Annotated in this window: 24 protein-coding genes; 16 read left to right on the top strand and 8 right to left on the bottom strand. The window is 73.1% G+C overall.

Annotated features, from left to right (window positions below):
* The first annotated feature begins 163 nt into the window (after positions 1 to 163).
* The 6 genes from AMK33_RS21820 (at position 164) to AMK33_RS21795 (ending at position 5,634) form a co-directional block, all read left to right on the top strand.
* On the top strand, positions 164 to 673 hold the full coding sequence (locus AMK33_RS21820; RefSeq protein ID WP_073934593.1) for a hypothetical protein: 510 nt from the start codon (positions 164 to 166) through the stop codon (positions 671 to 673).
* Positions 666 to 1,985, top strand: a complete 1,320-nt coding sequence (locus AMK33_RS21815) for a peptidoglycan-binding protein (RefSeq protein WP_235618162.1) — start codon at positions 666 to 668, stop codon at positions 1,983 to 1,985. The genes AMK33_RS21820 and AMK33_RS21815 overlap by 8 nt, the downstream gene beginning before the upstream one ends.
* Positions 1,982 to 2,731 carry an ABC transporter ATP-binding protein gene (locus AMK33_RS21810; RefSeq protein ID WP_079194925.1) on the top strand — a complete coding sequence of 250 codons (750 nt, stop codon included), beginning with the start codon at positions 1,982 to 1,984 and terminating at the stop codon, positions 2,729 to 2,731. Before AMK33_RS21815 ends, AMK33_RS21810 begins: the two co-directional genes overlap by 4 nt.
* An 8-nt stretch (positions 2,732 to 2,739) precedes the next feature.
* Complete coding sequence (locus tag AMK33_RS21805; protein ID WP_073934842.1) at positions 2,740 to 3,975, top strand: ABC transporter permease; 1,236 nt, start codon at positions 2,740 to 2,742, stop codon at positions 3,973 to 3,975.
* 634 nt (positions 3,976 to 4,609) lie between these two features.
* Positions 4,610 to 5,122, top strand: coding sequence for a Rieske (2Fe-2S) protein (locus tag AMK33_RS21800; protein WP_073934592.1), 513 nt, complete (start codon positions 4,610 to 4,612; stop codon positions 5,120 to 5,122).
* A gap of 41 nt (positions 5,123 to 5,163) precedes the next feature.
* Positions 5,164 to 5,634 carry a pyridoxamine 5'-phosphate oxidase family protein gene (locus AMK33_RS21795; RefSeq protein ID WP_073934591.1) on the top strand — a complete coding sequence of 157 codons (471 nt, stop codon included), beginning with the start codon at positions 5,164 to 5,166 and terminating at the stop codon, positions 5,632 to 5,634.
* Here the strand turns inward: AMK33_RS21795 and AMK33_RS21790 are convergent.
* Positions 5,609 to 6,550 carry a LysR family transcriptional regulator gene (locus tag AMK33_RS21790; protein WP_073934590.1) on the bottom strand — a complete coding sequence of 314 codons (942 nt, stop codon included), beginning with the start codon at positions 6,548 to 6,550 and terminating at the stop codon, positions 5,609 to 5,611. The two genes, AMK33_RS21795 and AMK33_RS21790, sit on opposite strands and share 26 nt — an antisense overlap.
* A gap of 75 nt (positions 6,551 to 6,625) precedes the next feature.
* Here AMK33_RS21790 and AMK33_RS21785 point away from each other — a divergent pair, with 75 nt between their 5' ends.
* Positions 6,626 to 7,573, top strand: a complete 948-nt coding sequence (locus AMK33_RS21785) for a DMT family transporter (RefSeq protein WP_201263061.1) — start codon at positions 6,626 to 6,628, stop codon at positions 7,571 to 7,573.
* Between the two features lie 165 nt (positions 7,574 to 7,738).
* On the opposite strand, the gene AMK33_RS21780 is transcribed toward AMK33_RS21785, so the two are convergent.
* A complete protein-coding gene (locus tag AMK33_RS21780; RefSeq protein ID WP_073934588.1) occupies positions 7,739 to 9,076 on the bottom strand; it encodes an aminotransferase class I/II-fold pyridoxal phosphate-dependent enzyme in 1,338 nt (445 codons plus the stop codon).
* Between the two features lie 35 nt (positions 9,077 to 9,111).
* On the opposite strand from AMK33_RS21780, the gene AMK33_RS21775 reads away from it, so the two are divergent.
* Both AMK33_RS21775 and AMK33_RS21770 read left to right on the top strand, forming a co-directional pair.
* The gene (locus AMK33_RS21775; protein WP_073934587.1) at positions 9,112 to 9,792 is read left to right on the top strand and encodes a pyridoxamine 5'-phosphate oxidase family protein; all 681 of its coding nucleotides are present in this window, start codon (positions 9,112 to 9,114) and stop codon (positions 9,790 to 9,792) included.
* On the top strand, positions 9,792 to 10,424 hold the full coding sequence (locus AMK33_RS21770) for an FMN-binding negative transcriptional regulator (RefSeq protein ID WP_073934586.1): 633 nt from the start codon (positions 9,792 to 9,794) through the stop codon (positions 10,422 to 10,424). Before AMK33_RS21775 ends, AMK33_RS21770 begins: the two co-directional genes overlap by 1 nt.
* Positions 10,425 to 10,459: 35 nt before the next feature.
* On the opposite strand, the gene AMK33_RS21765 is transcribed toward AMK33_RS21770, so the two are convergent.
* The 4 genes from AMK33_RS21765 to AMK33_RS21750 form a co-directional block, all read right to left on the bottom strand.
* Positions 10,460 to 11,419 carry a DMT family transporter gene (locus AMK33_RS21765; RefSeq protein ID WP_073934585.1) on the bottom strand — a complete coding sequence of 320 codons (960 nt, stop codon included), beginning with the start codon at positions 11,417 to 11,419 and terminating at the stop codon, positions 10,460 to 10,462.
* 225 nt (positions 11,420 to 11,644) lie between these two features.
* Positions 11,645 to 12,646 (bottom strand): EamA family transporter, encoded by a 1,002-nt coding sequence (locus tag AMK33_RS21760; protein ID WP_073934584.1) that lies wholly within the window; start codon positions 12,644 to 12,646, stop codon positions 11,645 to 11,647.
* 46 nt (positions 12,647 to 12,692) lie between these two features.
* Entirely contained in the window at positions 12,693 to 13,226 is a 534-nt protein-coding gene (locus AMK33_RS21755; RefSeq protein ID WP_073934583.1) for a Clp protease N-terminal domain-containing protein, read from the bottom strand.
* A 179-nt stretch (positions 13,227 to 13,405) separates the two neighbouring features.
* Positions 13,406 to 14,038, bottom strand: coding sequence for a PadR family transcriptional regulator (locus AMK33_RS21750; RefSeq protein WP_073934582.1), 633 nt, complete (start codon positions 14,036 to 14,038; stop codon positions 13,406 to 13,408).
* Positions 14,039 to 14,201: 163 nt separating this feature from the next.
* On the opposite strand from AMK33_RS21750, the gene AMK33_RS21745 reads away from it, so the two are divergent.
* Positions 14,202 to 15,011 carry a PhzF family phenazine biosynthesis protein gene (locus AMK33_RS21745; protein WP_073934581.1) on the top strand — a complete coding sequence of 270 codons (810 nt, stop codon included), beginning with the start codon at positions 14,202 to 14,204 and terminating at the stop codon, positions 15,009 to 15,011.
* A 54-nt stretch (positions 15,012 to 15,065) separates the two neighbouring features.
* On the opposite strand, the gene AMK33_RS21740 is transcribed toward AMK33_RS21745, so the two are convergent.
* Both AMK33_RS21740 and AMK33_RS21735 read right to left on the bottom strand, forming a co-directional pair.
* Positions 15,066 to 15,866, bottom strand: coding sequence for a CPBP family intramembrane glutamic endopeptidase (locus tag AMK33_RS21740; protein ID WP_073934580.1), 801 nt, complete (start codon positions 15,864 to 15,866; stop codon positions 15,066 to 15,068).
* A 79-nt stretch (positions 15,867 to 15,945) separates the two neighbouring features.
* Entirely contained in the window at positions 15,946 to 17,463 is a 1,518-nt protein-coding gene (locus AMK33_RS21735) for a glutamate-cysteine ligase family protein (protein WP_073934579.1), read from the bottom strand.
* 562 nt (positions 17,464 to 18,025) lie between these two features.
* Here AMK33_RS21735 and AMK33_RS21730 point away from each other — a divergent pair.
* The 6 genes from AMK33_RS21730 (at position 18,026) to AMK33_RS21705 (ending at position 22,608) form a co-directional block, all read left to right on the top strand.
* Positions 18,026 to 18,610, top strand: coding sequence for a hypothetical protein (locus tag AMK33_RS21730; protein WP_073934578.1), 585 nt, complete (start codon positions 18,026 to 18,028; stop codon positions 18,608 to 18,610).
* Positions 18,611 to 18,924: 314 nt separating this feature from the next.
* Positions 18,925 to 19,125 (top strand): DUF5999 family protein, encoded by a 201-nt coding sequence (locus AMK33_RS21725; protein ID WP_073934577.1) that lies wholly within the window; start codon positions 18,925 to 18,927, stop codon positions 19,123 to 19,125.
* A gap of 234 nt (positions 19,126 to 19,359) precedes the next feature.
* A complete protein-coding gene (locus AMK33_RS21720; protein WP_107425178.1) occupies positions 19,360 to 20,391 on the top strand; it encodes a LacI family DNA-binding transcriptional regulator in 1,032 nt (343 codons plus the stop codon).
* Between the two features lie 31 nt (positions 20,392 to 20,422).
* On the top strand, positions 20,423 to 20,818 hold the full coding sequence (locus AMK33_RS21715; protein ID WP_073934841.1) for a TOBE domain-containing protein: 396 nt from the start codon (positions 20,423 to 20,425) through the stop codon (positions 20,816 to 20,818).
* Between the two features lie 165 nt (positions 20,819 to 20,983).
* Complete coding sequence (gene modA, locus AMK33_RS21710) at positions 20,984 to 21,784, top strand: molybdate ABC transporter substrate-binding protein (protein WP_073934576.1); 801 nt, start codon at positions 20,984 to 20,986, stop codon at positions 21,782 to 21,784.
* Positions 21,781 to 22,608 carry an ABC transporter permease gene (locus tag AMK33_RS21705; protein WP_073934575.1) on the top strand — a complete coding sequence of 276 codons (828 nt, stop codon included), beginning with the start codon at positions 21,781 to 21,783 and terminating at the stop codon, positions 22,606 to 22,608. Before modA ends, AMK33_RS21705 begins: the two co-directional genes overlap by 4 nt.
* Positions 22,609 to 22,610: the final 2 nt, after the last annotated feature.

The following is a 22,610-nucleotide window of genomic DNA, read 5'->3' as shown; positions in this document are numbered from 1 at the left end:
GCAAGGCGTGTTTCCCGGGCGTAAGAGCCCTTCCGTCGCCCGCCGCCGGATCCGGTGCGCGAACGGCTCCGGGCGAACGGAAACGCCCGGGAAACAGCCCACCCGCTTCGCTTCGTGCCGGACATCCCGTCCGAACCCGAGGATCCCGACCCGAGGAGAAGAAGTGACGCGGATACGGACCGGCGGCGCCCGTGCGGCACTGCTGCTGGCGCTGGCCCTGACCGTGGCGGGCTGCGGCTCGCAGGGCGACGACACCGACCCGGCCGCCGAGGCCGTGGCCGAGGAGGACGCCCAGAACGAGAGGCAGGCGAAGTTCGTCGAGTGCATGAGCGAACACGGTGTGCAGGTGGAGCTGAGCGACGGAGGAGGGATGAAGATCGTCGGCCGGTCGGCCAAGGACACCGTCGACGACGCCATGGAGGCGTGCCGCGAGTACAGCCCGGTGCGGGAGGGCGCGAGCGCCGATCCCGAGGCGGAGGAGCGGATGCGGAAGATGGCTCAGTGCATGCGCGACAACGGCGTCGAGGAGTTCCCCGACCCGGAGGCGGGCCGGGGCATCCAGATCGGCCCGGAGGTCGGGAACGACCCGGACTTCGAGAAGGCGCAGGCGGAGTGCGACAAGTACGCGCCGTCCGGCAGCCGACGGTCCGACGGGAGCGACGGCAATGGCTGAGGCGTCGGTGACCGACGATGAGAGGCAGGGGATGGAGCGGCCCGCGGGCACGTCCGCCTCGGCGGAGGGCCGCAGGGCGGACCCCACGGTGACGGCGGGCCCCACGGTGACGGCGGGCCCCCGGGAGGACGACGGGCCGGATGCCGGCACCGACGACAGCGTCTCCCCCGCATCCGGTGCTCCCCGCTCCGGCACGGACGTCGCCCCCGACGCACCCGTCCCCGCCCGCGGCCGCCGTTCCCGCCGCCGCCCCCTGCGTCTCCTCGCCGCCCTCGGCGTCCTCGCCGCGGTCGGCGGCGCGGCGGCCGCCGGGACTCAGTTCGGTGACCGGGGTTCCGGGAGCGAGAGCGAGGACAGCGGCCTTCCCCCCGCCACGGCCGAGGTGGCCCGGCAGACGCTGCGGGACAGCCTCACCGCGGACGGCGAACTCGGGTACGGCACGTCCGTGACGGCGACGGGCCGCATCCCCGGCACGGTCACCCGCCTCCCGGACGCCGACGAGCGGATCACCCGTGGCGAGGACCTCTACCGTGTGGACGACACGCCGGTGGCCCTGATGTACGGCTCGGTACCCGCGTACCGCGCCCTGCGCGAGGGCGTGGAAGGCGCGGACGTGAAGCAGTTGGAGAGCAACCTCGAGGCCTTGGGGTACGACGGCTTCACCGTCGACGACGATTTCACCGGGGGCACCGCCGACGCCGTACGGGAGTGGCAGGAGGACCAGGGGCTGGAGGAGACCGGTGTGGTCGACCTCGGCCGGATCGTGTTCGCGCCCGCCGCCGTGCGGGTGGACTCCCTGGAAACCGAGGAGGGCGCCGCGACGGGCCCCGGCCAGAAGGTGCTGTCGTACACCGCGACCGCCCAGGCGGTCACCGTGGAACTCGACACCGCCGACCAGAGGCTGGCCAAGACGGGCTCGAAGGTCACCGTGGGGCTCCCGGACGGGACGTCGGTCGACGGCCGCGTGTCCGGGATCACGACCGAGGTCGTGGCGGGTGAGGGCGCCGGCGCCGAGCCCACCACCCAGGTGAAGGTGCTCGTCGTCCTGGACGGGGAGAAGGCGCAGAAGGCGGCCGAGTCCTACGTCCTGGCCTCCGTCGACGTGTCCTTCACCGCCGGTGAGCGCGAGAACGTGCTCACCGTTCCGGTCGCCGCGCTGGTCGCGCTCCCCGAGGGCGGGTTCGGCGTGGAGGTGGTCGAGGGGAAGGAGACCCGGTACGTCCCCGTGGAGACGGGCCTGTTCGCGGACGGCCGGGTGGAGATCAGCGGTGACGGGATCGCCGTCGGCACGATCGTGGGGGTGCCCGGATGATCGAGCTCACCGACGTCACCAAGGCGTACCCGGGCGGGGTGACCGCGCTCGCCGGGGTCTCGCTGACCGTGGCGCGCGGCGAACTCGTCGCCGTGGTCGGCCCGTCGGGTTCCGGAAAGTCGACGATGCTGAACATGCTCGGCACCCTCGACCGGCCCACCTCGGGCCGGATCCGGATCGACGGGCACGACACCGGCGCCCTGTCGGACGCGCGCCTGTCCGCGCTGCGGGCGCGGCGGATCGGGTTCGTGTTCCAGCAGTTCCACCTGGCGAGCGGGACGTCGGCGCTGACGAACGTTGCCGACGGACTGCTGTACTGCGGTCTGCGTCCGTCCGAACGCCGTTCCCGGGCCGCCGCGGCGCTGCACCGGGTGGGCCTCGGCCACCGGATGGACCATGCCCCGCACGAACTGTCCGGCGGGGAGCGCCAGCGCGTCGCGGTGGCCCGTGCGGTGGCGGGTGATCCGTCGCTGCTGCTGGCCGACGAACCCACCGGCGCGTTGGACACGGCGTCCGGGGCGGGGGTGATGGCGCTGCTGCGGGAGCTGAACGCGGCCGGCACCACGGTCGTGATCATCACCCACGACCAGGAGATCGCCGCGTCCCTGCCCCGGCAGGTGCGGATGCGGGACGGGCGGATGGTGGAGGACTCGGCGGACCGGGCCCCCTCCGTCGGCGGTCCTGCGGGGCGGGACCCGGCAGGTCCGGCCGGCCCGGCCCGGCTCACGGCGGGAGCGGAGCGATGACCGTACGGATGACCGAGGAACACGTCCCGACGGCGGTACGGCCGGCCGAACCGCCGCGCCCCGCCAGGCTGCGTCCCGCCGACGTCGTACGGGTGGGCGCCGTGGGGCTGCGCACCCGGCCGCTGCGGGCGTTCCTGTCCGCGCTGGGCATCGCGATCGGCATCGCCGCCATGGTGGCCGTCGTCGGGATCTCGTCGTCCTCGCAGGCCGGACTGGACCGGGCGCTGGCAGCCCTGGGCACCAACCTGCTCACCGTCTCCCCCGGCAGCACCCTCACCGGGGAGCAGGCACGACTCCCGTCGACCGCCGAGGAGATGGTGGCCCGCATCGACGGGGTGAAGTCGGTGTCGGCGGTCGGCAGGGTGCCGGACGCGAAGGTGTACCGCAACGACCGGATCCCGGAGGTGCAGACGAACGGCATCGGGGTCTACGCGGCCCGTCCCTCCCTGCGCTCCGCCGTCGGGGGCCGGCTGGCCGACGGGACCTGGCTGAACACGGCCACGGCCCGCTACCCGGCCGTGGTGCTCGGTTCTGCGGCCGCCGAACGGCTGGGCATCGGCCGGGCGGGGCAGGACACCCGGGTACTGGTCGACGGACGGTGGTTCACCGTGGTCGGAATTCTCCGGTCGATGCCGCTGGCCTCGGAGCTGAACTCGGCGGTGCTGGTCGGCTGGCCCGTGGCGGAGCGGGAGCTGGGCTTCGACGGGTACGCCACGACCGTCTACACCCGCTCCGCGGAGGACCGGGTGGAGTCGGTGCGGAAGGTGCTGGCCGCGACGGCGAACCCGGAGGCGCCGAGCGAGGCGGACGTCTCGCGACCCTCGGACGCGCTGGCGGCGCAGCAGGCGACCGACGAGGCGTTCACCGGACTGCTCCTGGGCCTGGGAGCGGTGGCGCTGCTGGTGGGCGGGGTCGGGGTGGCCAACACGATGGTCATCTCGGTGCTGGAGCGCCGGGCCGAGGTGGGACTGCGCCGCTCGTTGGGGGCGACGCGGGGGCACATCCGCGGGCAGTTCCTCATGGAGTCCCTGCTGCTGTCGGCGCTCGGCGGGGCGGGCGGGGCCGTGCTGGGGCTGGCCGTGACCGTCGGGTACGCCCTCTACCAGGGCTGGCCGGCGACCGTCCCGGCCTGGGCCCTGGCGGGCGGGGTGGCGGCCACGCTGGTGATCGGCGGGCTGGCCGGCCTGTACCCGGCGGTCCGGGCCTCCCGACTCTCCCCGACGGAGGCGCTGGCAACGCCGTGACGCGCCGGCCGGGGGTCCGTACGCGGCCGGTGTCCTGCCGCCGGCCGTCGCTTCGCCGTGACGACGCCCGTACCGTGCGGGGCGGTCGGGCGCCGGGGCGGGACACGGAGGTGCGGTGGCGGGACACCGGGGTGCGGTCTGCGCTCGAGGAACGCCCCTCGTCCTGTACGCAGCCGAAAGAGTGGTCGTAGTCCACGGGAGTCCCCTGCGGCCTCTCCGGGACTTCCGGCTGCACCGACGGGTACGGCGGCGAAACAGCCGAAGGACCGTACGCTCAGGCCGGCTACAGGCACAGCCACATCACCGCAGGTCCACGCCGCCATCCGGACAATTTCAGCGCGCACGCGCCGAGGTCGCCGGCCTCGGCGGGTCCCGGCGACGAGCCACCCTCGCGCAGCGGCACGTCGCAACGGGTCGCGGTGACTTCCTTCGGCAGCGCACCAGGCCACCGACGGGTCGCCGCACGTCGGAGGCGACCCGTGCGGGACGGCCCGGGACCCGACAGCGAAACGACAGCCGTGGTTTACGCCCGTCAGACCGCGGACACGCCAAGCTCTCGGCATCGCATGAACAGCGTGGGCCCGCTGACCGTACCTCTCCCCAGATCACGCAACCCCGGAAGGGACACACCGGCATGACCAGCGCATCGCTCACATCCGCGTCGGGACCCGCCCGTCGAACCGTCGTGGCGGCGGCCGGAGCGGCGGGCCTCTCCGTCGCGCTGACCGCGTGCGGAGGCTCCGACGACGACGCGTCGGGCTCCTCCGCGGGCTCCGGCTCCACCGGCGCCTCGTCGGACGGCGACGGCGGCAGCACGAGCGGCGGGGGTTCGGGCGGCGGCGAGAACGCCGGCGCCGGTGCCGACCCGCTCGCCTCGACCGCCGACATCCCCGAGGGCGGCGGAAAGGTCTTCGCCGACCGCAAGGTGGTCGTCACCCAGCCGACGGCGGGCGAGTTCAAGGCGTTCTCGGCGACCTGCACCCACCAGGGGTGCGCGGTGAAGAGCATCGCCGACGGGGTCATCAACTGCCCCTGTCACAACAGCAACTTCTCCATCACCGACGGCAGTGTGCAGAGCGGCCCGGCGACCAAGCCGCTGCCCGCCGTGGAGATCACGGTGAGCGGGGACTCGATCACCCTCGCCTGAGTCGCCGGCGCCGGGCACGACACGAGAGACGAAGGGACCGTATGACCGCCACGCAGCGCCGGGGCCGGAAGATCATGATGACGCCCGGTGAGCTGGACGACTTCCTCACCGTCCAGCGCACCTGCCGGGTCGCCACGGTGTCCGCCGGCGGAGCGCCGCACGTCAGCACGCTCTGGTTCGCCTGGGACGGCACCTCGCTGTGGCTGTACTCCGTGGTGCGCAGCAGGCGCTGGGCGGACCTGCGGCGGGATCCGCGGGTGGCGGTCGTGGTCGACACGGGCGAGGAGTACGACGAGCTGCGCGGCGCGGAACTGTCCGGGCGGGTGGAGTTCGTGGGCGAGATCCCGCGCACCGGCGAACTGCGCGCGGAACTCGACGTTCCGGAGACGCTGTTCGCCCGCAAGAACTTCGGCCTGGACGAGATGCCCCACGACGGGCGGCACGCCTGGCTGCGCCTGGCCCCGGAGAAGATCGTGTCCTGGGACTTCAGGAAGCTGCCGACACTGCCGTAGGGCTCTCGCCCGTCGCCCCGACGCGCTCCCCCGCAGCCCGCAGTGCCTGTACCGCCGCCCGGATCGACGGGCGGCGGTCGGCGTCCGCGCGCCAGACGACGAAGACGTGCCGTCGTACGCGCTGTTTGAGCGGGACGGTCACCACCCCGTCGGGCAGCGGGTTGCGGCCCAGCAGCGGGGCGATGCAGACGCCGAGCCCCGCCGCGACCAGGCCGAGCTGGGTGTGGCTCTCGGCGGCGCGGTGGCCGATGATCGGCTCGATGCCCTTGGAGCGCAGGGTGAACATCAGCCACTCGTGGCAGAACTCGCCCTCGCCCCAGGTGATCCACTCGTCCTCGGCGAAGTCGGCGAGGTCCACCTCGTCGCGGCCGGCGAACCGGTGACCGGCCGGGAGCGCCACATCGGCCGGGTCGTCCAGCAGCGGCGCCTTGACCAGGCCGTCGGGCAGCGGCATCGGCTTGTTGTACCAGTCGAGCACCACCGCGAGATCGAGGTCCCCGCGCACCACTCCCCGGATGCCCTGTTCCGGTTCCTGCTCGCGGGAGCGCACGCGCAGCGCGGGGTGCCGCTCGCGCAGGTCCCGCAGGGCCACCGGGAACAGTCCCCGCGCGGCGGTCGGGAACGCCGAGACCCGCAGCTCACCGGCGACCTGTCCGCGCTGTGCCTCCAGGTCGGACTGGGCGAGCTCGACCTGGGAGAGGATGCGCGCGGCGTGTTCGGCGAGCAGCCGGCCCGCGTCCGTGAGCCGGACGCCCCGCCCGTTCTTGGCCAGCAGCTGCTGGCCGACCTCGCGCTCCAGCTTGGACATCTGCTGCGAGACGGCCGAGGTGGTGATGTGCAGTCCCTCGGCCGCGCCGCTGACCGAACCGTGCCGGGCGAGGGCGTCGAGGGTGCGCAGGCGCTCCAGGTTCAACATGTAAGCGATGCTACGAGATACCGCGTGCGAAATCTCGATTGTGCTACGAGATGGATGTCCCGCATCGTTGCGTCCATGAGCAGCGTCACCGCGACCACCACCGCACCGGCCCCGGCCGGCCCCGCCCCGGAGCGTCCCCGCCCCCGCCTGGACTGGCGGCTGCGTTTCGGCGCGCTCTCCCTGATCTGGGGGTTCAGCTTCCTCCTCATCAAGGTCGGCACCCAGGGCTACGCCCCCTTCCAGGTCACCTTCGGCCGGCTGGCCTTCGGTACCGCCGTCCTGGCGGTGGCGATGGCGGTACGGCGGGAGGGGCTGCCGCGCGGTGCGCGCACCTGGGGTCATCTCGCGGTCGCCGGGTTCCTGCTGAACGCCCTGCCGTTCTCGCTGTTCGCCTTCGCGGAGCTGACCATCCCGTCCACGCTGGCCGGTATCTGCAACGCGACCTCGCCGCTGTGGGGCATGGCGCTGTCGCTGGTGGCGCTCTCCGAGGACCGGCCGACCCGGGTGCGGGTGGCGGGGCTCGGCCTGGGCTTCCTCGGGGTGCTGACCGTGCTGGGCGCCTGGCAGGGCTTCGAGGGCCTGGACGCCCGCGGCACGACACTGGCCCTGCTGGCCTCGCTGAGCTACCCCGTCGGCTGGATCTACGTCCGCCGCACCCTGGCGGGCAGCGGCCATTCGAACCTGTCCCTGACCGGCGGTCAGTTGCTGCTGGCCACGGTCCAACTGGCCGTCGTCACCCCGCTGTTCACCACCCTTCCGGCCAGGTTCGCCGTCGGCCCGCTGCTGGCGATCGCCGCGCTGGGCATGCTGGGCACGGGTCTGGCCGTGCTCATCCAGTACGGCCTGGTCGCCGAGGTCGGCCCGACGACCGGCCAGATGGTCACCTACTTCGTCCCGGTGATCGCCGCCGCGGCCGGCATCGCCATCCTCGGCGAGACCCTGACCTGGTCGACGCCGATAGGCGCGGCGATCGTCCTGGCAGGCGCGGCCCTCACCCAGGTGAGGCCGAGGAAGCCGGCGTAGCCGCCCGCCCGTCACTGCGGGCAATCACCCCACCGGCCCAACACCCACCCCGCCCGTCACTGCGGGCAATCGTGCCGCTGGGGCGGCACGGGTGGGCGCAGCGGCACCCCGCAAACGCCGGGCCGCGCGACACCCCCCGCCCAGCACACGCCCCGGACACCCGCCTCAGGCATACGTCCGCACCACCCCCCCGGCAGGGTCGACCGCCGCCGCGATCGTCTCGGCCAGCGGCTCGATCTCGTCCTCAGTAAGCGTCGATACCGTGACCCGGATCCCCGGCGCCGCGTTCATCCGGAAGCGAGCCCCGGGGGCCACCGCCCAGCCCGCGTGCAGCAGGCGGGCGACCGCACCGGTCTCGTCGGGGACCGGCACCCACACGTTCATGCCGCTGCGCCCGCGCGCCGCGACCCCGCACCGGGCCAGCGCCCCGATCAGCGCCTCCCGGCGCCGCCCGTACCGCGCGGCCACGGCCTCCGGATCCACCGCGCCCTCGCTCCACAGCCGCACCACCGCGCGCTGGACGATCCTGCTGACCCAGCCCGGCCCGAGCCGCTGCCGTCCGCGCACCCGGTCGAGGGTGACCGCGTCCCCGGTGAGCACCGCGAGCCGCAGGTCGGGTCCGTAGGCCTTGGCCGCCGAGCGCACGAAGGCCCAGCTCCGGGTCGTACCCGCCAAGGCGTGCAGCGGCAGGTCGACGATGTGATGCCCGTGGTCGTCCTCGATGAGCAGCGTCTCCGGATGGTCGGCGAGCACCGGGCGCAGGGCACGCGCGCGTGCGGCGCTCAGCGCGGCGCCGGTCGGGTTCTGCGCCCGGTCCGTGACGATCAGGGCCCGCGCCCCGCCCGTCAGTGCCCTCCGTACGTCATCGGGCAGCGGACCCTCGTCGTCGACCCCTACGGGAACGGTCCTCAGCCCCAGCGCCGGGACCAGGTCCAGCAGACTCCCCCACCCCGGATCCTCCACCGCGACCGCGTCCCCGGGCCTGAGGTGCGCCACGAGCACCCGCTCCATCGCGTCCAGCGCGCCCGAGGTGACGGCGACGGGCCCGTCGGGAACACCGTCGGCGTCCAGCCCGGCCCGCGCCAGCCGCGCCAGCTCGGGCTCCACGGGCGCGTGCCCGTACAGCACCGGCTCCCGGTCGCCCTCCCCGGCCGCCGCCGCGAACGCCCCGGCCAGCGCGGGCAGCAGCGCCGGGTCCGGGTTGCCCTCGGACAGGTTCCGCACGCCCGGCGGGACCTCCACCCGGATGAGTTCGCGCGCGGTGGTGGCCGGTTTGGACCGCACTCGGCTCCCCCGCCGGCCCGCGGTCTCGATGACCCCGCGCTCGCGCAGGGTCCGGTACGCGGCGGCGACGGTGTTCGGGTTCACCCCGAGCCGCTCCGCCAACTCCCGCATGGGAGGCAGCAGTTCGCCGGGCCCCAGCGCCCCGTCCCCCACCGCGCGCTCGATGCTCGCGGAAATCTCCGCCGCACGCCGCCCACTGATCCGATACTCTCCTAGCACAAAGTCAATTATGCACTAGTGCAATGGAGAGCGCCATGCAGGGGACCCCGCAGCAGCGGCCCGCCGACACCTACCCGCCCACCGAGCGCACCGTCCCCACCCGCTCCCCCGAGCGTGCCGCGTACGACAAGGAGCTGGTGCACGCGATACTCGACGAGGGCTACGTCTGCCACCTCGGCTTCGTCCGGGACGGCGCGCCGGTGGTGCTGCCCACGCTGTACGGCCGGGTCGGCGAGGTCCTCTACGTGCACGGTTCGACCGGCTCGCGCCCGCTGCGCGCGGCGGGCCAGGCCGACCCCGGCCTCCCGGTCTGCCTGACCGTCACCCACGTCGACGGGCTGGTGCTGGCCCGCTCGGCCTTCCACCACTCGATCAACTACCGCTCCGTGGTGGTCCACGGCCTGGCGTACGACGTGACCGACCCCGAGGAGAAGCGGCAGGCCCTCGACGCCCTGGTCGACCACGTCGTACCGGGCCGCGCCGCCGACTCCCGGCCGGCCAGCAAGAAGGAACTGGCCGCCACGGCGGTGATCCGCCTCGACCTGGACGAGGTCTCCGCCAAGCTCCGCACCGGCGGTGTCAACGACGAACCCGAGGACCTCGCCCTCCCCCACTGGGCCGGCGTCGTCCCGCTGCGCAAGGGCTACGACACCCCGCTCGCCGACCCGGGCCTGGCCCCCGGCACCGAGCTGCCCGGCTACCTGACGGCCCTGTGATGCTGATCCACCCCTGGGACGCGCCCCGCGACGACGACGAGTGGCAGCGGTGGCTGGCCACGCACGACTTCGGACAGCTCGCGGTCAACGGCCCGCCGGGCGAGCCGCCCCACGTCCAGCCCCTGCACTTCGCCTACGACGCCGAGCGCGGCGAGGCGGTCACCCACCTGGCCCGACCCAACCCGCTCTGGCACGCCGTCGAGGCGGACCCGGAGGTCGTGCTGAGCGTGGTCGACGACTACGTCTACGTCCCCGGCCCCTGGCAGGCCGAGTCCGGCACCCCGCCCGAGCACGGCGTCCCGACGAGCCTCTACGCGTCCGTCCAACTCCGCTGCCGCGCCCATGTCGTGGACGATCCGGTACAGAAGGCCGCGCTCCTCAACCGCCAGGTCGGCCACTTCCAGCCGGAGGGCGGCTCCGCGCCGGCGGCGGCGGGCGAGGCCCCGTACGGCAGGCTGCTGTCCGGGATCCGCGGGCTCCGGCTCGAAGTGACGGGCGTACGGGCGAAGTTCAAGTACGCGGGCAAGCGGTCCGAGGCGGTACGGGAACGCATCGCGGCCGGGCTGGCGGACCGGGACGGCGCGCGTGACGCGGAGGCACGCGCGCACGTCCTGCGCCGGCAGTCGGTCTGAACCGGGGCCCTCCCGCCGGGGAGGGCCCCGGACCGTCACGCGGGTACGGCTTCCGGCTCCCCCTTGCGGGCCCGCGCACCCCGTGCCTCGCCCACCGCCAGCCCGGCGACCGAGCCCAGCATCAGCAGGGTTCCGGCCAGGGTGGCCGCCGTGAGCCGCTCGCCGAGCAGGGCGACCGCGAGCACCGCCGCGCTCACCGGTTCCAGCAGCATGATCACGGACACGGTGGCCGACCGCACGACGGCGGCACCCGCGAAGTAGAGGCCGTACGCGAGCGCCGTCGGGACGGAGGCGACGTACGCCAGAAGGAACAGCAGCGTGCCGGGCGCGTCCGTGTGCGGCACGAGGCCCTCCACCGCGGCGAACGGCAGCAGCACCAGGGTGGTGACGGCGAACGCCCCCACGGTCCTGCCGGAGGAGTCCGTACCGCCGTCGCGCCCCCACCAGCGGGTGAGCAGGGTCATCGCCGAGTATCCGGCCGCGGACAGCAGGGCGAGCAGGACGCCCCACGGGTCCACGGTCGTCTCCCCGCCGCCGAGGACCAGCACGACGAGTCCGGCGAGCGCGCCGGCGACGGCGGCCAGCCCGCCGCGCCCCAGCCGCTCCCCCATGGTCAGTCGGGCGCCGAGTGCGATCAGGACGGGTCCGGCGCCGAGGGTGACGACGGTGGCCACGGCGAGTCCCGTGGCGGAGACGGCGGCGAAGTAGGCGGTCTGGAAGACCGCGAGCCCGATTCCGGTGGCCCCGGCCCGCAGCACTCGGCGTCCGAGCGGCTCGGGGGCGGCGGTCCGGGGGCGGCGCCGCGACAGCGGCCGGACGGCGAGCAGCAGGACCAGGCCGACGGCACAGCGCCAGAAGGACAGGGTGACCGGGCCCATGTCACTGGTCCGGTAGACCAGCGACGCGGCCGCGCCCGCGGTGCCCCAGGCGGCACCGGCGACGATCAGATAGAGGAGGCCTCGCCCGACGGGCAGGCCGGAGACGGCGTTCGACACGTGTTCTCTCCGCAGATGCGCGCACCACACCCCTCGGGCGCGGCACGGAAGTTCGGGAAGGGATCCCGGATCAGGCCCGGTCGGGGCCGAAGCGGCGGGATCCGCGGACTTCGTCTGCGGGCAGCACCGTTACGCCCGGCGACGTGCCGGGCGGATGTACCGGAGGGCCCGCTTCAGGCGGCCGGAGGCGGAAGAACGAGTGCGCGCGCATGCATGATCAGCACCTTATGCGGTCGTTCCCGGCGCGGACAACTCTCTTTCGGGACCGCCGCTCGCCACCGGCTTCCCGGAACCCTTCGCCGGGGCCGAGGACTGGGCGATGAAGGCACCGGCCAGGACCACCGCGCCGCCCACGATCTGGGGTGCCGACAGGTGTTCGCCGAGCAGCACCCAGGCGAGGACGGTGGCGATGACCGCCTCGAGACAGGCCACGACACCGGCGACCTGCGGGGAGAGCCGGCGCACCGACACCACCCCGGTGACGTACGCGGCCACCGTGGCGACGAGGACGATCCAGGCCAGCAGGACGAAGGCGGCGACCGGGGTGCCGTCCATCTCCGCGCTGCCGGCGATCACGGACCACTCCATGGACCAGGGGCGGGCGACGACGGTCAGGACGACGGCGCCGATCAGCAGCCCGTAGGCGATCACACCGAGCGGGTCGGGGGCCTCGTCGCCGTCGCTGCCCTGGTCGGACAGGACGAAGTAGCCGACCTGGCAGCAGGCCGCGCCGAGCGCCAGCAGCAGACCGAGCGCGTCGAAGCCGAGGCCCGACCACACCTCCACGACGCAGGCGAGCCCGCCCACCGCCAGGACCACGCCGACCGCGGCGGCACGGGTCACCGGCCGCCGCTGCACGAACCGCACCCAGCCGAGCACGAGCGCGGGCGCCAGATATTCGACCAGCAGGGCGACCCCGACGGGGATGCGGGAGAGGGCGGCGAAGTAGCAGGCCTGGACGCCGGCCACGGCGAACAGGCCGAACCCGGCGAGCAGTCCGGGCCTGCTGCGCAGGAGTCCCCGGTGGCGCACCGCCAGCGGCAGCATGACGAGCGCCGCGCCCGCCACCCGCAGCCACACGACGTGGAGCGGGTCGAGACCCGCCTCGATCAGCGGCTTGGCCGCCACACCGGAACCCCCGAAGGCCAGCGCGGACAGCAGCGCGAGGCCGAGCCCGACGCCCTTCCGGTGGTCGCTCGGGGTGATGACAGAGGTAGGCACCGGCACATGATGACAGGCCCCGACAGGAGCGTCACCCCTTGTGGCACCTGTCTCACCGACCGGACGGCGCCTCAAGTCGGACGAACAGTTCACGGGGGTCGATCCCGGCGCGTTCGAGCACCTCGACGGCGCGTGCCCGGGGGTCCACGACGATCGCCGCGAACAGGTCCGTACCGCACGCCGGGCCGCGGCCGTGACGGGCGGCGCGCTCGTGGGCGTACTCCATGCAGCCCGCGGCGAGCGGTGAGAGGCCCGCGGTCTCGGTCACCACGGGGACGCTTCCGGAGTCCTCGACCGCGCCCTGCCAGCGCAGCCCGTAGCCGATGCTGCGCTGGACCAGGTAGCCGAGCAGCCGGGCGATCCGCGGGCCCTCACCGAAGAGGGCTCTCACGTCGGCGTCGGACTCCAGGAGCGAGTGCAGCAGATGGGCGGTGTCGATCTGCCGGTCCCCGTCCCGGACCGCTCTGCGCCGGGCACCGGACACCACCGCTGCCAGCTCGGCGCCGAGCCTGACATCGTTCTCCGCGCGGTGGATGCCCTGCTCCTGGAGCTCCTGGGCCTGCTGCCGGGGGATACGGGGTTGCACGTCCCCACCCCATCAGCCGCGCGGGCCCGGGGCATCCCCGGCGGGAAGCATCTTGGCGTCCGACGGAAAGTGGACGTCCCGGTCCGGGATCTCCTCCTTGCGAAGGACATCAGGGTGTTTCCGCCCGAGGGGCGCGCGCCGGTTTGCGTCACGCCCCTCGGCGGTCCTCACCGACCCCGTCAGTCCTCGTCGGCGAGGATCAGGTACAGCTTCTTGCGGGCCTCGTTGATGACGGCGAGGGCCTTCTCCCGCTGCTCCTTGCTGCCCGTCTTCCAGACCTGCCCGAAGGCCTCCATCAGGCCGAAGCCGGCCTGCCGGATCTCGCTCAGCGCCTCCCAGTCGACCCCGCGCGAGGCCTCCTCCCAGGGAGCCTCGGGGCCTTCCTCGGCCGCCGAGCGGCCGGCGTCGGTCAGCGAGAACAGCTTCTTGCCGCCCTCGGACTCGCTGGCGATCAGCCCCTCGTCCTCCAGCAGTTGGAGGGTGGGGTACACCGAGCCGGGGCTGGGCTTCCACGCCCCGCCGCTGCGCTCGGCGATCTCCTGGATCATCTCGTAGCCGTGCATCGGACGGTCCTTCAGCAGGGCCAGGATCGAGGCCCGTACGTCACCGCGCCGCGCCCTTCCCCTCGGTCCGCCGCGTCCTCGTCCGCCCCAGGGGCCGCCGTGCCCGAAACCCGGGCCGAAGGGACCACCGGGACCACCCGGGCCCCCCGGACCGAAGGGCCCGAAGGCCGCCCGCAGCCGCTCGAAGTCGCCACGGCCGCCACGCGGGCCGCCATGACCGTGTCCGTGCTCGTGACCATGGGTACGCATCGCAACCACTCCATTCTGTCGTTGATCTGTCGCGATGCTTCAACGATATATCGGAACTGCTCGTCCGACAACCCTCTCCGGCCGGGCGACAGCCGCGGCGAACGGTCCAGCACCCTCGAATTGGCCTTGGCCTGCGGCTTCGCGGGGCCCCTACCGTCAGGACATGCGGATTCGAATCGTCGACGCCTTCACCGACCGGCCCTTCGCCGGCAACCCCGCCGGGGTGCTGCTGCTGGACGCCTTCCCGGACGACCCCTGGCTGCAGAACGTCGCCCTGGAGGTCAACCACGCCGAGACGGCCTTCGCCCACCCGCTCCCCGCGGGCGGCGAGGCCGACTGGGCGCTGCGCTGGTTCACCCCCGCCACCGAGGTCGCGATGTGCGGCCACGCGACGCTGGCCACCGCGCACGTCCTGCACACCACCGGCGCGCACCGGGGCCCGGTGCGGTTCGCCACCCGCAGCGGCGTCCTCGTCGCCACGCCCGGCGAGGACGGCGCCGTCACCCTGGACTTCCCCACCGCCCCGCTCACCGCGGTCGACGTTCCCGAAGGCGTCGCCGAGGCGCTGGGCACCCGGCCGCTCACGGCGTTCGACACCGGCCCGAACATCGGGGACCTGCTCGTCGAGGTCGCCGACGAGCGGACCGTCCACGCCCTGCGGCCCGACCTCAAGGCCCTGGCCGCCTACTCCGAGCGCGGCGTCATCGCCACCGCCCGCGCCGAGAACCCCGCCCTCGGCTACGACTTCGTCTCCCGCTGCTTCTTCCCGAACGTCGGCATCGACGAGGACCCGGTCACCGGCAGCGCGCACACCGCTCTGGCCCCGTACTGGTCCGAGCGCCTCGGCCGCTCCGTCCTCACCGGCCTGCAGGCCTCACCGCGCTCCGGTCGCGTCCGCACCGAGGTGCGCGGCGGGCGCACCCTGCTGGGCGGACGGGCCGTGACGGTCATCGAGGGCGACCTGCTGGTCTGAACCCGGTACGGCGAAGGGGCGTGCGGCCGTGCCGCACGCCCCTTCGCCGCCGCCTCACGCCGTCGGCAGCCAGTCCACCTTGCCGGCCAGCAGCGCGTACCCCACGAACGCCCCGATGTCGAGCAGCGTGTGCGCGACCACCAGCGGCCCGACGCGCCCCCAGCGCCGGTAGAGGTACACGAACACCACGCCCATCACCATGTTCCCGATGAAGCCGCCGATGCCCTGGTAGAGGTGGTACGAGCCGCGCAGCACCGAACTGGCCGCCAGCGAGGCGCCGGGGCTCCAGCCCAACTGATCGAGCCGGCGCAGCAGGTAGCCGACGACGATGACCTCTTCGAGGATCGAGTTCTGCATCGCGGACAGGATCAGCACGGGGTACTTCCACCACACCTCGGGCAGCGCCTCCGGCACCACGGTGAGGTTGAAGCCGAGGCCGCGCGCGGCCAGGTAGAAGGCGATGCCGCTGCTGCCGATGACCGCCGCGACCGCCGCTCCGCGGCCGAGGTCGGACCAGGGCCGGGTGCGGTCGAAGCCGAGGGTGCGCAGCCCCGCGTCCTCGCGCAGCAGGAAGTGCGCCACCAGCGCGACCGGTACGAGCGCCGTGGTGATCCCGAAGAGCTGCCAGGCGAGGTCCAGCCAGGGGCGGCCCGGTGCGGCCGACGCGTTGAGGGTGGCCGCCTGGTCCTTCAGGCCGCCCGGTTCGGTGACCGAGCCGACGAAGCTGATCAGGGCCGACACTCCGCTCGCGCCGAGCGACAGCGCGAGCACGAGAAGCGTCTCGTTGCGGAGCGTCGTCCGCGAGGGCCTCCGCTCAGGGTACGAATCGGCCGCCGGGCCCGCCTCCGCCTGCACACCTGCCTCCACATCACCGATCGGTCCGATCAGTATGAGGGCAGCGGCTGTGCGCCCGGCCGGGGGGCCGGTGACGGCGTCAGCCCGTGGGCACCGGTTCCGGCAGCCCCACCGGCCAGCTGTGCACCGGATCGCCCTGCTTCATCAGCTCGCGGTAGCGGCGGGTGGTGGCGGCCAGGGCGGCCTCCCGGCCGAGGCCCAGGTCGAGGGCCCGGTGGAAGGTCGCGGCCTGCCAGGTCGCGCCGTTCACCCTTCGCCGGCACCGCTCCTCGATCACCCCGAGGTACAGATCCCGGTCGGCGGGCTCGATCCCCCACGCGTCCAGCCCTGCCTCGGCGAGCGGCAGCAGTTCGTCCCGTACGAGGGTGACCGCGTCCACCTCGCCCAGCCCGCCGAGACGGCCGCGCCGGGGCCAGGTGAGGCGGGCGTCGATGCCGTGCTTGCAGGCGGCGTCGAAGTTGGCGGCCGCCGCCTCGAACGGCAGCCGGGTCCACACCGGCCGACTGTCCTCGGCGAGGGCGCGGACCACGCCGTAGTAGAAGGCCGCGTTGGCGATGACGTCGGTGATCGTGGGGCCGGCGGGCAGCACACGGTTCTCCACGCGCAGGTGGGGGACGCCGTCGGCGATGCCGTAGACGGGGCGGTTCCAGCGGTAGACGGTGCCGTTGTGCAGGACGAGTTCGGCGAGGCTGGGGACGCCGCCCCGGTCCAGCACCTCGAGCGGGTCCTCGTCGTCGCAGAGGGGCAGCAGGGCCGGGTAGTAGCGCAGGTTCTCCTCGAACAGGTCGAACGCCGAGGTCACCCAGCGCTCCCCGAACCAGGTGCGCGGCCGCACACCCTGGGCCTGGAGCTCGGGCGGGCGGGTGTCGGTGGACTGCTGGAACAGCGGGGGCCGGGACTCGCGCCACAGTTCGCGGCCGAACAGGAACGGCGAGTTGGCGCCTACGGCGATCTGGGCGGCGGCGACGGCCTGGGCCGCGTTCCACACACCGGCGAAGCGCTCCGGGGTGACCTGGAGGTGCAGTTGCACCGAGGTGCAGGCGGCCTCGGGGGCTATGGACTTGGAGGTGCAGCTGAGGCGTTCGACGCCGTCGATGTCGAGGGTGAACTCCTCGCCGCGCGCGGCCACGATCTGTTCGTTGAGCAATGCGTAGCGGTCGACGTCGGAAAGATTCGAGGAGACCAGGTCGTCCCGGTCCAGCGTCGGCAGGATGCCGATCATCACGATCCCCGCGTCCACCTCACCGGCTTTCCGGTCGGCGTACGTGAGCGAAGTGCGCAGTTCCTCGTCGAGCCGGTCGAATACCCGCCCGCCCAATCGGTGGGGGGCGATGTTCACTTCCAGATTGAACATGGCGAGTTCCGTCTGGAAGTCCCTGCTGGCGATCCGTTCGAGGACTTGCGCATTCAACATTTTCGGCATGCCGTCGGCACCCGCGAGATTCAATTCGATCTCCAGCCCCATGAGGTTCTTGGGGCGGTCGAACCGCTTCTCCGCCAGCAGTCGCTCCAAGCCCGTCAGACAGCTGCGGAGCTTCTCACGGTAGCGCTGGCGATCGGACAGGTCGAACTGACCTGCCACGACCTTCTCCCCCATCGAAGGGTCCTTCCTCGCACGGGCGGGCCGAAGATCGGCCACCGGGATCCCGGTCCACAGGGGAGGATGCCCCGTCGATGCGATCGATAACGCCCCGGACGGAACCGTCGACCGCTAGTCTGATCGAGGTGACCAGCGGCACATTCACGAGGCATGGCACAGAAGGCGACTTGCGGGTCGGTTGCGAACTCGTGAAAAACGCCGACGAGAATTGGCCGACCGCTTCACGGCCATTTTCCGAGGTCATCGGCGTGCACCCGGCCTGGAATCGGGATGATTTTCACATTTCACCGGCCAGAAGTACCCTTGTTCCGCCGGTCGAAAACAGCTAGAAGAAACACAGTCTGAACACATGTCGTATAAACTTCGCGCACAAGGCAGAAGCTTGGCGCCCACGGTTCGAGCGATCCAGCCGGGAGGTGGCGTGCGGCACTCCTCGCCCCCGTCTCCCGGGCTCGGCCCCCGGCCCCTGCCTCTCTGACCTTCGCGAGCTGACAGCGCCGTCCGCCCCGCCACGCCCCGCCCTCGCGCCACTGTGCCTTCGAATGAGAGGCGACCCACCATGCCGCTGCATGTTCCCCCGGCTCCCGCGCCCGCACTGCGTTCCGTCCTCACCGCGCTCTCCTCACCGACCGCGGTCCGCGAAGCCCGAACTCCCTCTCTGCTCGTCACCCAGGGACCCGCCTCACCCGAGCTGCCCCTTCCCGTGCACGTCCTGGACCGGACCACCCCCGACGGCGGAACCGCGACCCGGCTGGCCGGCTGGCGTTTCCTGATCCGCACCGGCGACCGCGCGGTGGCCGCCGCGGACACCGTGCTCACCGCCGACGGCTGGACGTTCTCCCGCTTCTTCGAGGGCCCCTACATCACCTCCACCGAGCTCGCGCTGCGCCAGGCCGAGGCCATGGCGCAGCCGTACCAGCCCCGGCTGCTGTCGGTGCCGAGCCTCTACATGCTGGCGCTCTGGCTGCACGGCGATCCCACCGCGGACGGCGCCACCGGACACCCGGCCGCCACCGATCTGCTCGTCCCGCTCGCCCCGGCGCCGCCCGGCATCGCGGCCCACCGCCCGCACCGGTTCACCGACCTGCTCCCGGTCCTGACGCACCGGGTGGCACCGACCCGCCTGCTCGGCTCATCCGCCTGAGAGCTCACCGTGTGCCCCGCCGCCCGGACCTCCGACGCGGCGGGGCACACGCGTCTTCCGGAAGGACTAGCCCCATCCGGCCACGGCGAACCACCCGAAGTGACAGTGCAGTTGAGATGAACCGTCCGCGCGGGTGACGCGTCCTCAAGCTGTGAGGGGCGGTGCCGCGAAATCCCTGCGGATCCTCGCCCATGGGGCAACACTGGTTTCCGACCGACCTATCACAACGGGGGGCGGCCATGAACGAAGCTTCACGCCGCGGAACTGAAACGACAGCCGACTCACAGGTCATCACAGAGCGAGAGATCCCACCCATGTGCCAGCACCAGCCACCGTGCCCCTCAGCAGACTCCGCCGACCGGGAATCCGCCCGTCTCGTGGCGCACCACCCGGAGCAGGGCTGGAGCCTGCTGTGCAACGGTGTCGTGTTCTTCGAGGACACCGGTGAACTCCTGCCCGACGGCAGGATCATCGCCCCGCAGCGTCCCCGGGGCGCCAGCCTGACCACCGCCTGAGCACGACCGGGCGGAACAGGGCCCGCCCGGGGTGACGAGGGGCCGGACGCAGGACCTCCTGCGCGCCGGCCCCGACGCGTGTCCGGGGTCGATCACCCACCGTAGCCCGGCACGTGGGAGGGGTGACCGGCCGGCCCCTCCGGCAAGAGTCCGCCCCGCGACGCCTTCCCACGGGCGCCCGCTTTCCGGAAGACTCCTGGAAGTTTCGCGGGTTTCGTCACGGAGGTGGGGCAAGTGGCAGCACATGGGGCCGACGCCGGGGGCAGAGTCACGATCACGGAGATCGCCCGGCAGGCCGGCGTCTCCGTGCCGACCGTCTCCCGCGTGGTCAACGGCCGCTCCGACGTCTCACCGGGGACCCGCGCCCGGGTCGAGGACCTGCTGCGCCGTCACGGCCACCGCAAGCGCCCCAACGCCTCCACCTCCCGCGCGGTCCTGCTCGACCTGGTCTTCAACGACCTCGGCAGCCCTTGGGCGGTGGAGATCATCCGCGGTGTCGAGGAGGCCGCCCACGCGGCCGGGGCGGGCACGGTGGTGTCGGCGATCCACGGGCGTTCCGGCGACGCCCGGGAGTGGACGCGCAATCTGCGGGCGCGCGCGTCCGACGGCGTCATCCTCGTGACCTCCGCGATGAACACACTGCACGAGGAGTTGCAGATCCTGGGCGTCCCGCTGGTGGTCGTGGACCCGGCCGGCTCCCCCGCCGCGGACGTGCCGACCATCGGCGCCGCCAACTGGTCGGGCGGCATGGCCGCGACCGAACACCTGCTGACCCTGGGGCACCGCAGGATCGGGCTGATCGCCGGGCCGTCGCGCCTGCTCTGCTCACGCGCGCGGCTCGACGGCTACCGGGCGGCGCTCGAGGGCTCCGGCATCGTGCTCGACCCATCGCTGATCGTCCCCGGCGACTTCCGCCCGGAGTCCGGCTTCGCGGGCTGCAACACCCTGCTGGACCTACCAAAGCCACCGACCGCGGTATTCGCGACGAGCGACCAGATGGCACTGGGGGCGATCGAGGCGCTGCGCGGCCGGGGGCTCAGGGTCCCGGAGGACATGAGCGTGGTCGGCTTCGACGACCTTCCGGAGGTCCGCTGGTCGGCGCCGCCGCTGACCACCGTCCGCCAACCCCTGGCCGACATGGGCAAGCTCGCCGTCCGTACGGTGCTCCGTCTCACCCGCGGCGAACAGCCGGACTCCCCCCGCGTGGAACTGGGCACGGACCTCGTCGTCCGGGCGAGCACGGCCGCCCCCTCCGAGCGGGGCTGAGGCGCCTCCGGCACCACCTATCGTGACCGGCATGCAGTCCTACACGATCGGCCAGGCAGCGAGGCTGCTCGGCGTGAGCCCGGACACCGCCCGCCGCTGGGCGGACGCGGGACGTATCACCACCCACCGCGACGACGGCGGACGCCGGCTCGTCGACGGGCGGGACCTGGCGGCGTTCTCCGTCGAACTCGCCAGGGCCGGTGCCGTCGAGGAGGGCACCCCGTACACCTCCGCCCGCAACGCCTTCCCCGGCATCGTCACCGCGATCAAGCTCGGCGACGTCGCCGCCCAGGTCGAGATCCAGGCCGGCCCGCACCGCCTCGTCTCGCTGCTCACCCGGGAGGCCGTCGAGGAACTGGGGCTGGAGATCGGCATGGAGGCCACGGCCCGCGTGAAGTCGACGAACGTCCATATCGACCGCACCTGACGGCGGAAGCACATCTGTGTGAACGCACATGCACACCCTCCTGCTACTTTTCCTGGCTCATGCGATGAGACAGGGAGTGAATGCCTGGCAGATGCGCCAGTATGATCGACGTATCGGGAGGGCTCTGCGGGCTCTTCCACAGGCCCACGGAGGGAGTGCTCCGCGATGACTCGTTCCCCGCACCGGACACGCCGGACCGCCGGCGTCGGGGCGGTCGCCGCCGTACTGGCGCTGAGTGCCTGCTCCACCTCCGGCTCGGAGCCGTCCCCGGATTCCACCGGGGACGGCCTCACCGGCACGGTCACCGTCTTCGCGGCCGCCTCGCTGAAGGAGAGCTTCACGACGCTGGGCGAGCGGTTCGAGAAGGAGCACCCGGGGACCGAGGTCACCTTCAACTTCGGCGGCAGCGACGGCCTGGCCGCCGGCATCGACAGCGGTGCCCCGGCCGACGTCTTCGCGGCGGCCAGCGCGAAGACGATGAAGCTCGTCACGGACGAGGGGCTCACGGCGGGCAGCCCGAGCACGTTCGTCCGCAACCGGCTGGAGATCGCCACCGTGCCGGGCAACCCGCACGCGATCGACTCCCTCGACGACCTGACCGCGTCCGGCCTCAAGGTCGTGCTGTGCGACGAGACGGTGCCCTGCGGAGCCGCCGCGCGGACCGCCCTCACCGCCGGCGGCGTCGAGCTGGAGCCGGTCTCGTACGAGCAGGACGTCAAGAGCGCCCTGACGAAGGTCCGGCTGAAGGAGGCCGACGCCGCCCTCGTGTACCGCACGGATGTGAGGGCGGCCGGTGACAAGGTGGAGGGCGTGGAATTCCCGGAGTCCGCCGAGGCCGTCAACGACTATCCGATCGCCCGGCTCGAGAACGCGCCCAATCCGTCGGCGGCGAAGGCGTTCGTGGCGCTGGTGAAGTCCGCCGAGGGCCAGAAGGTCCTGGGTGAGGCGGGATTCCTGAAGCCATGACCACCGGCCGGGAAGCCCCCCGGAAGGCACGCCCCCGCGCCCCCGGCCGCGGTGTCCCCCTCGCCCTCCTCGCGCCCGCCCTCCTGGGCCTGGCGTTCCTCCTGGTGCCCCTCCTCGCCCTCCTCCTCCGCGCCCCCTGGCGGGACCTCCCCGAGCAGCTGACCAGCCCCGAGGTGTGGGAGGCACTGCGCCTGTCACTGCTGTGCGCCACGACAGCGACCGCGCTGAGCCTGGTCGTCGGCGTTCCGCTGGCCTGGCTGCTGGCCCGTACGGACTTCCCCGGCCGCGGCCTGGTCCGCGCCCTGGTGACGCTCCCGCTGGTGCTGCCCCCGGTGGTGGGCGGTGTCGCCCTGCTGCTCGCCCTGGGCCGCAACGGCGTCGTCGGCCAGTGGCTGGACGCGTGGTTCGGCATCACCCTGCCCTTCACCACCACGGGCGTCGTCCTCGCCGAGACGTTCGTGGCGATGCCGTTCCTCGTCATCAGCGTCGAGGGCACGCTGCGGGCCGCCGACCCGCGCTACGAGGAGGCGGCCACCACCCTGGGCGCCTCCCGCTTCACCGCGTTCCGCCGGGTCACGCTGCCGCTGATCGCCCCCGGCATCGCGGCCGGTGCCGTACTGGCCTGGGCGCGGGCCCTCGGGGAGTTCGGCGCGACGATCACCTTCGCCGGCAACTTCCCCGGCCGCACCCAGACCATGCCGCTCGCGGTCTACCTCGCCCTGCAGAACGACCCGGCCGCCGCCATCGCCCTCAGCCTGGTCCTGCTGGCGGTGTCCATCGCCGTACTGGCCGGACTGCGGGACCGCTGGATGAGGACCGCCTGACA

Source organism: Streptomyces sp. CB02400, from assembly GCF_001905725.1.
Lineage (GTDB): Bacteria > Actinomycetota > Actinomycetes > Streptomycetales > Streptomycetaceae > Streptomyces > Streptomyces atrovirens.
The sequence above is the reverse complement of the archived record's forward strand: the minus strand, read 5'-3'. Positions and strand labels throughout refer to the sequence as shown.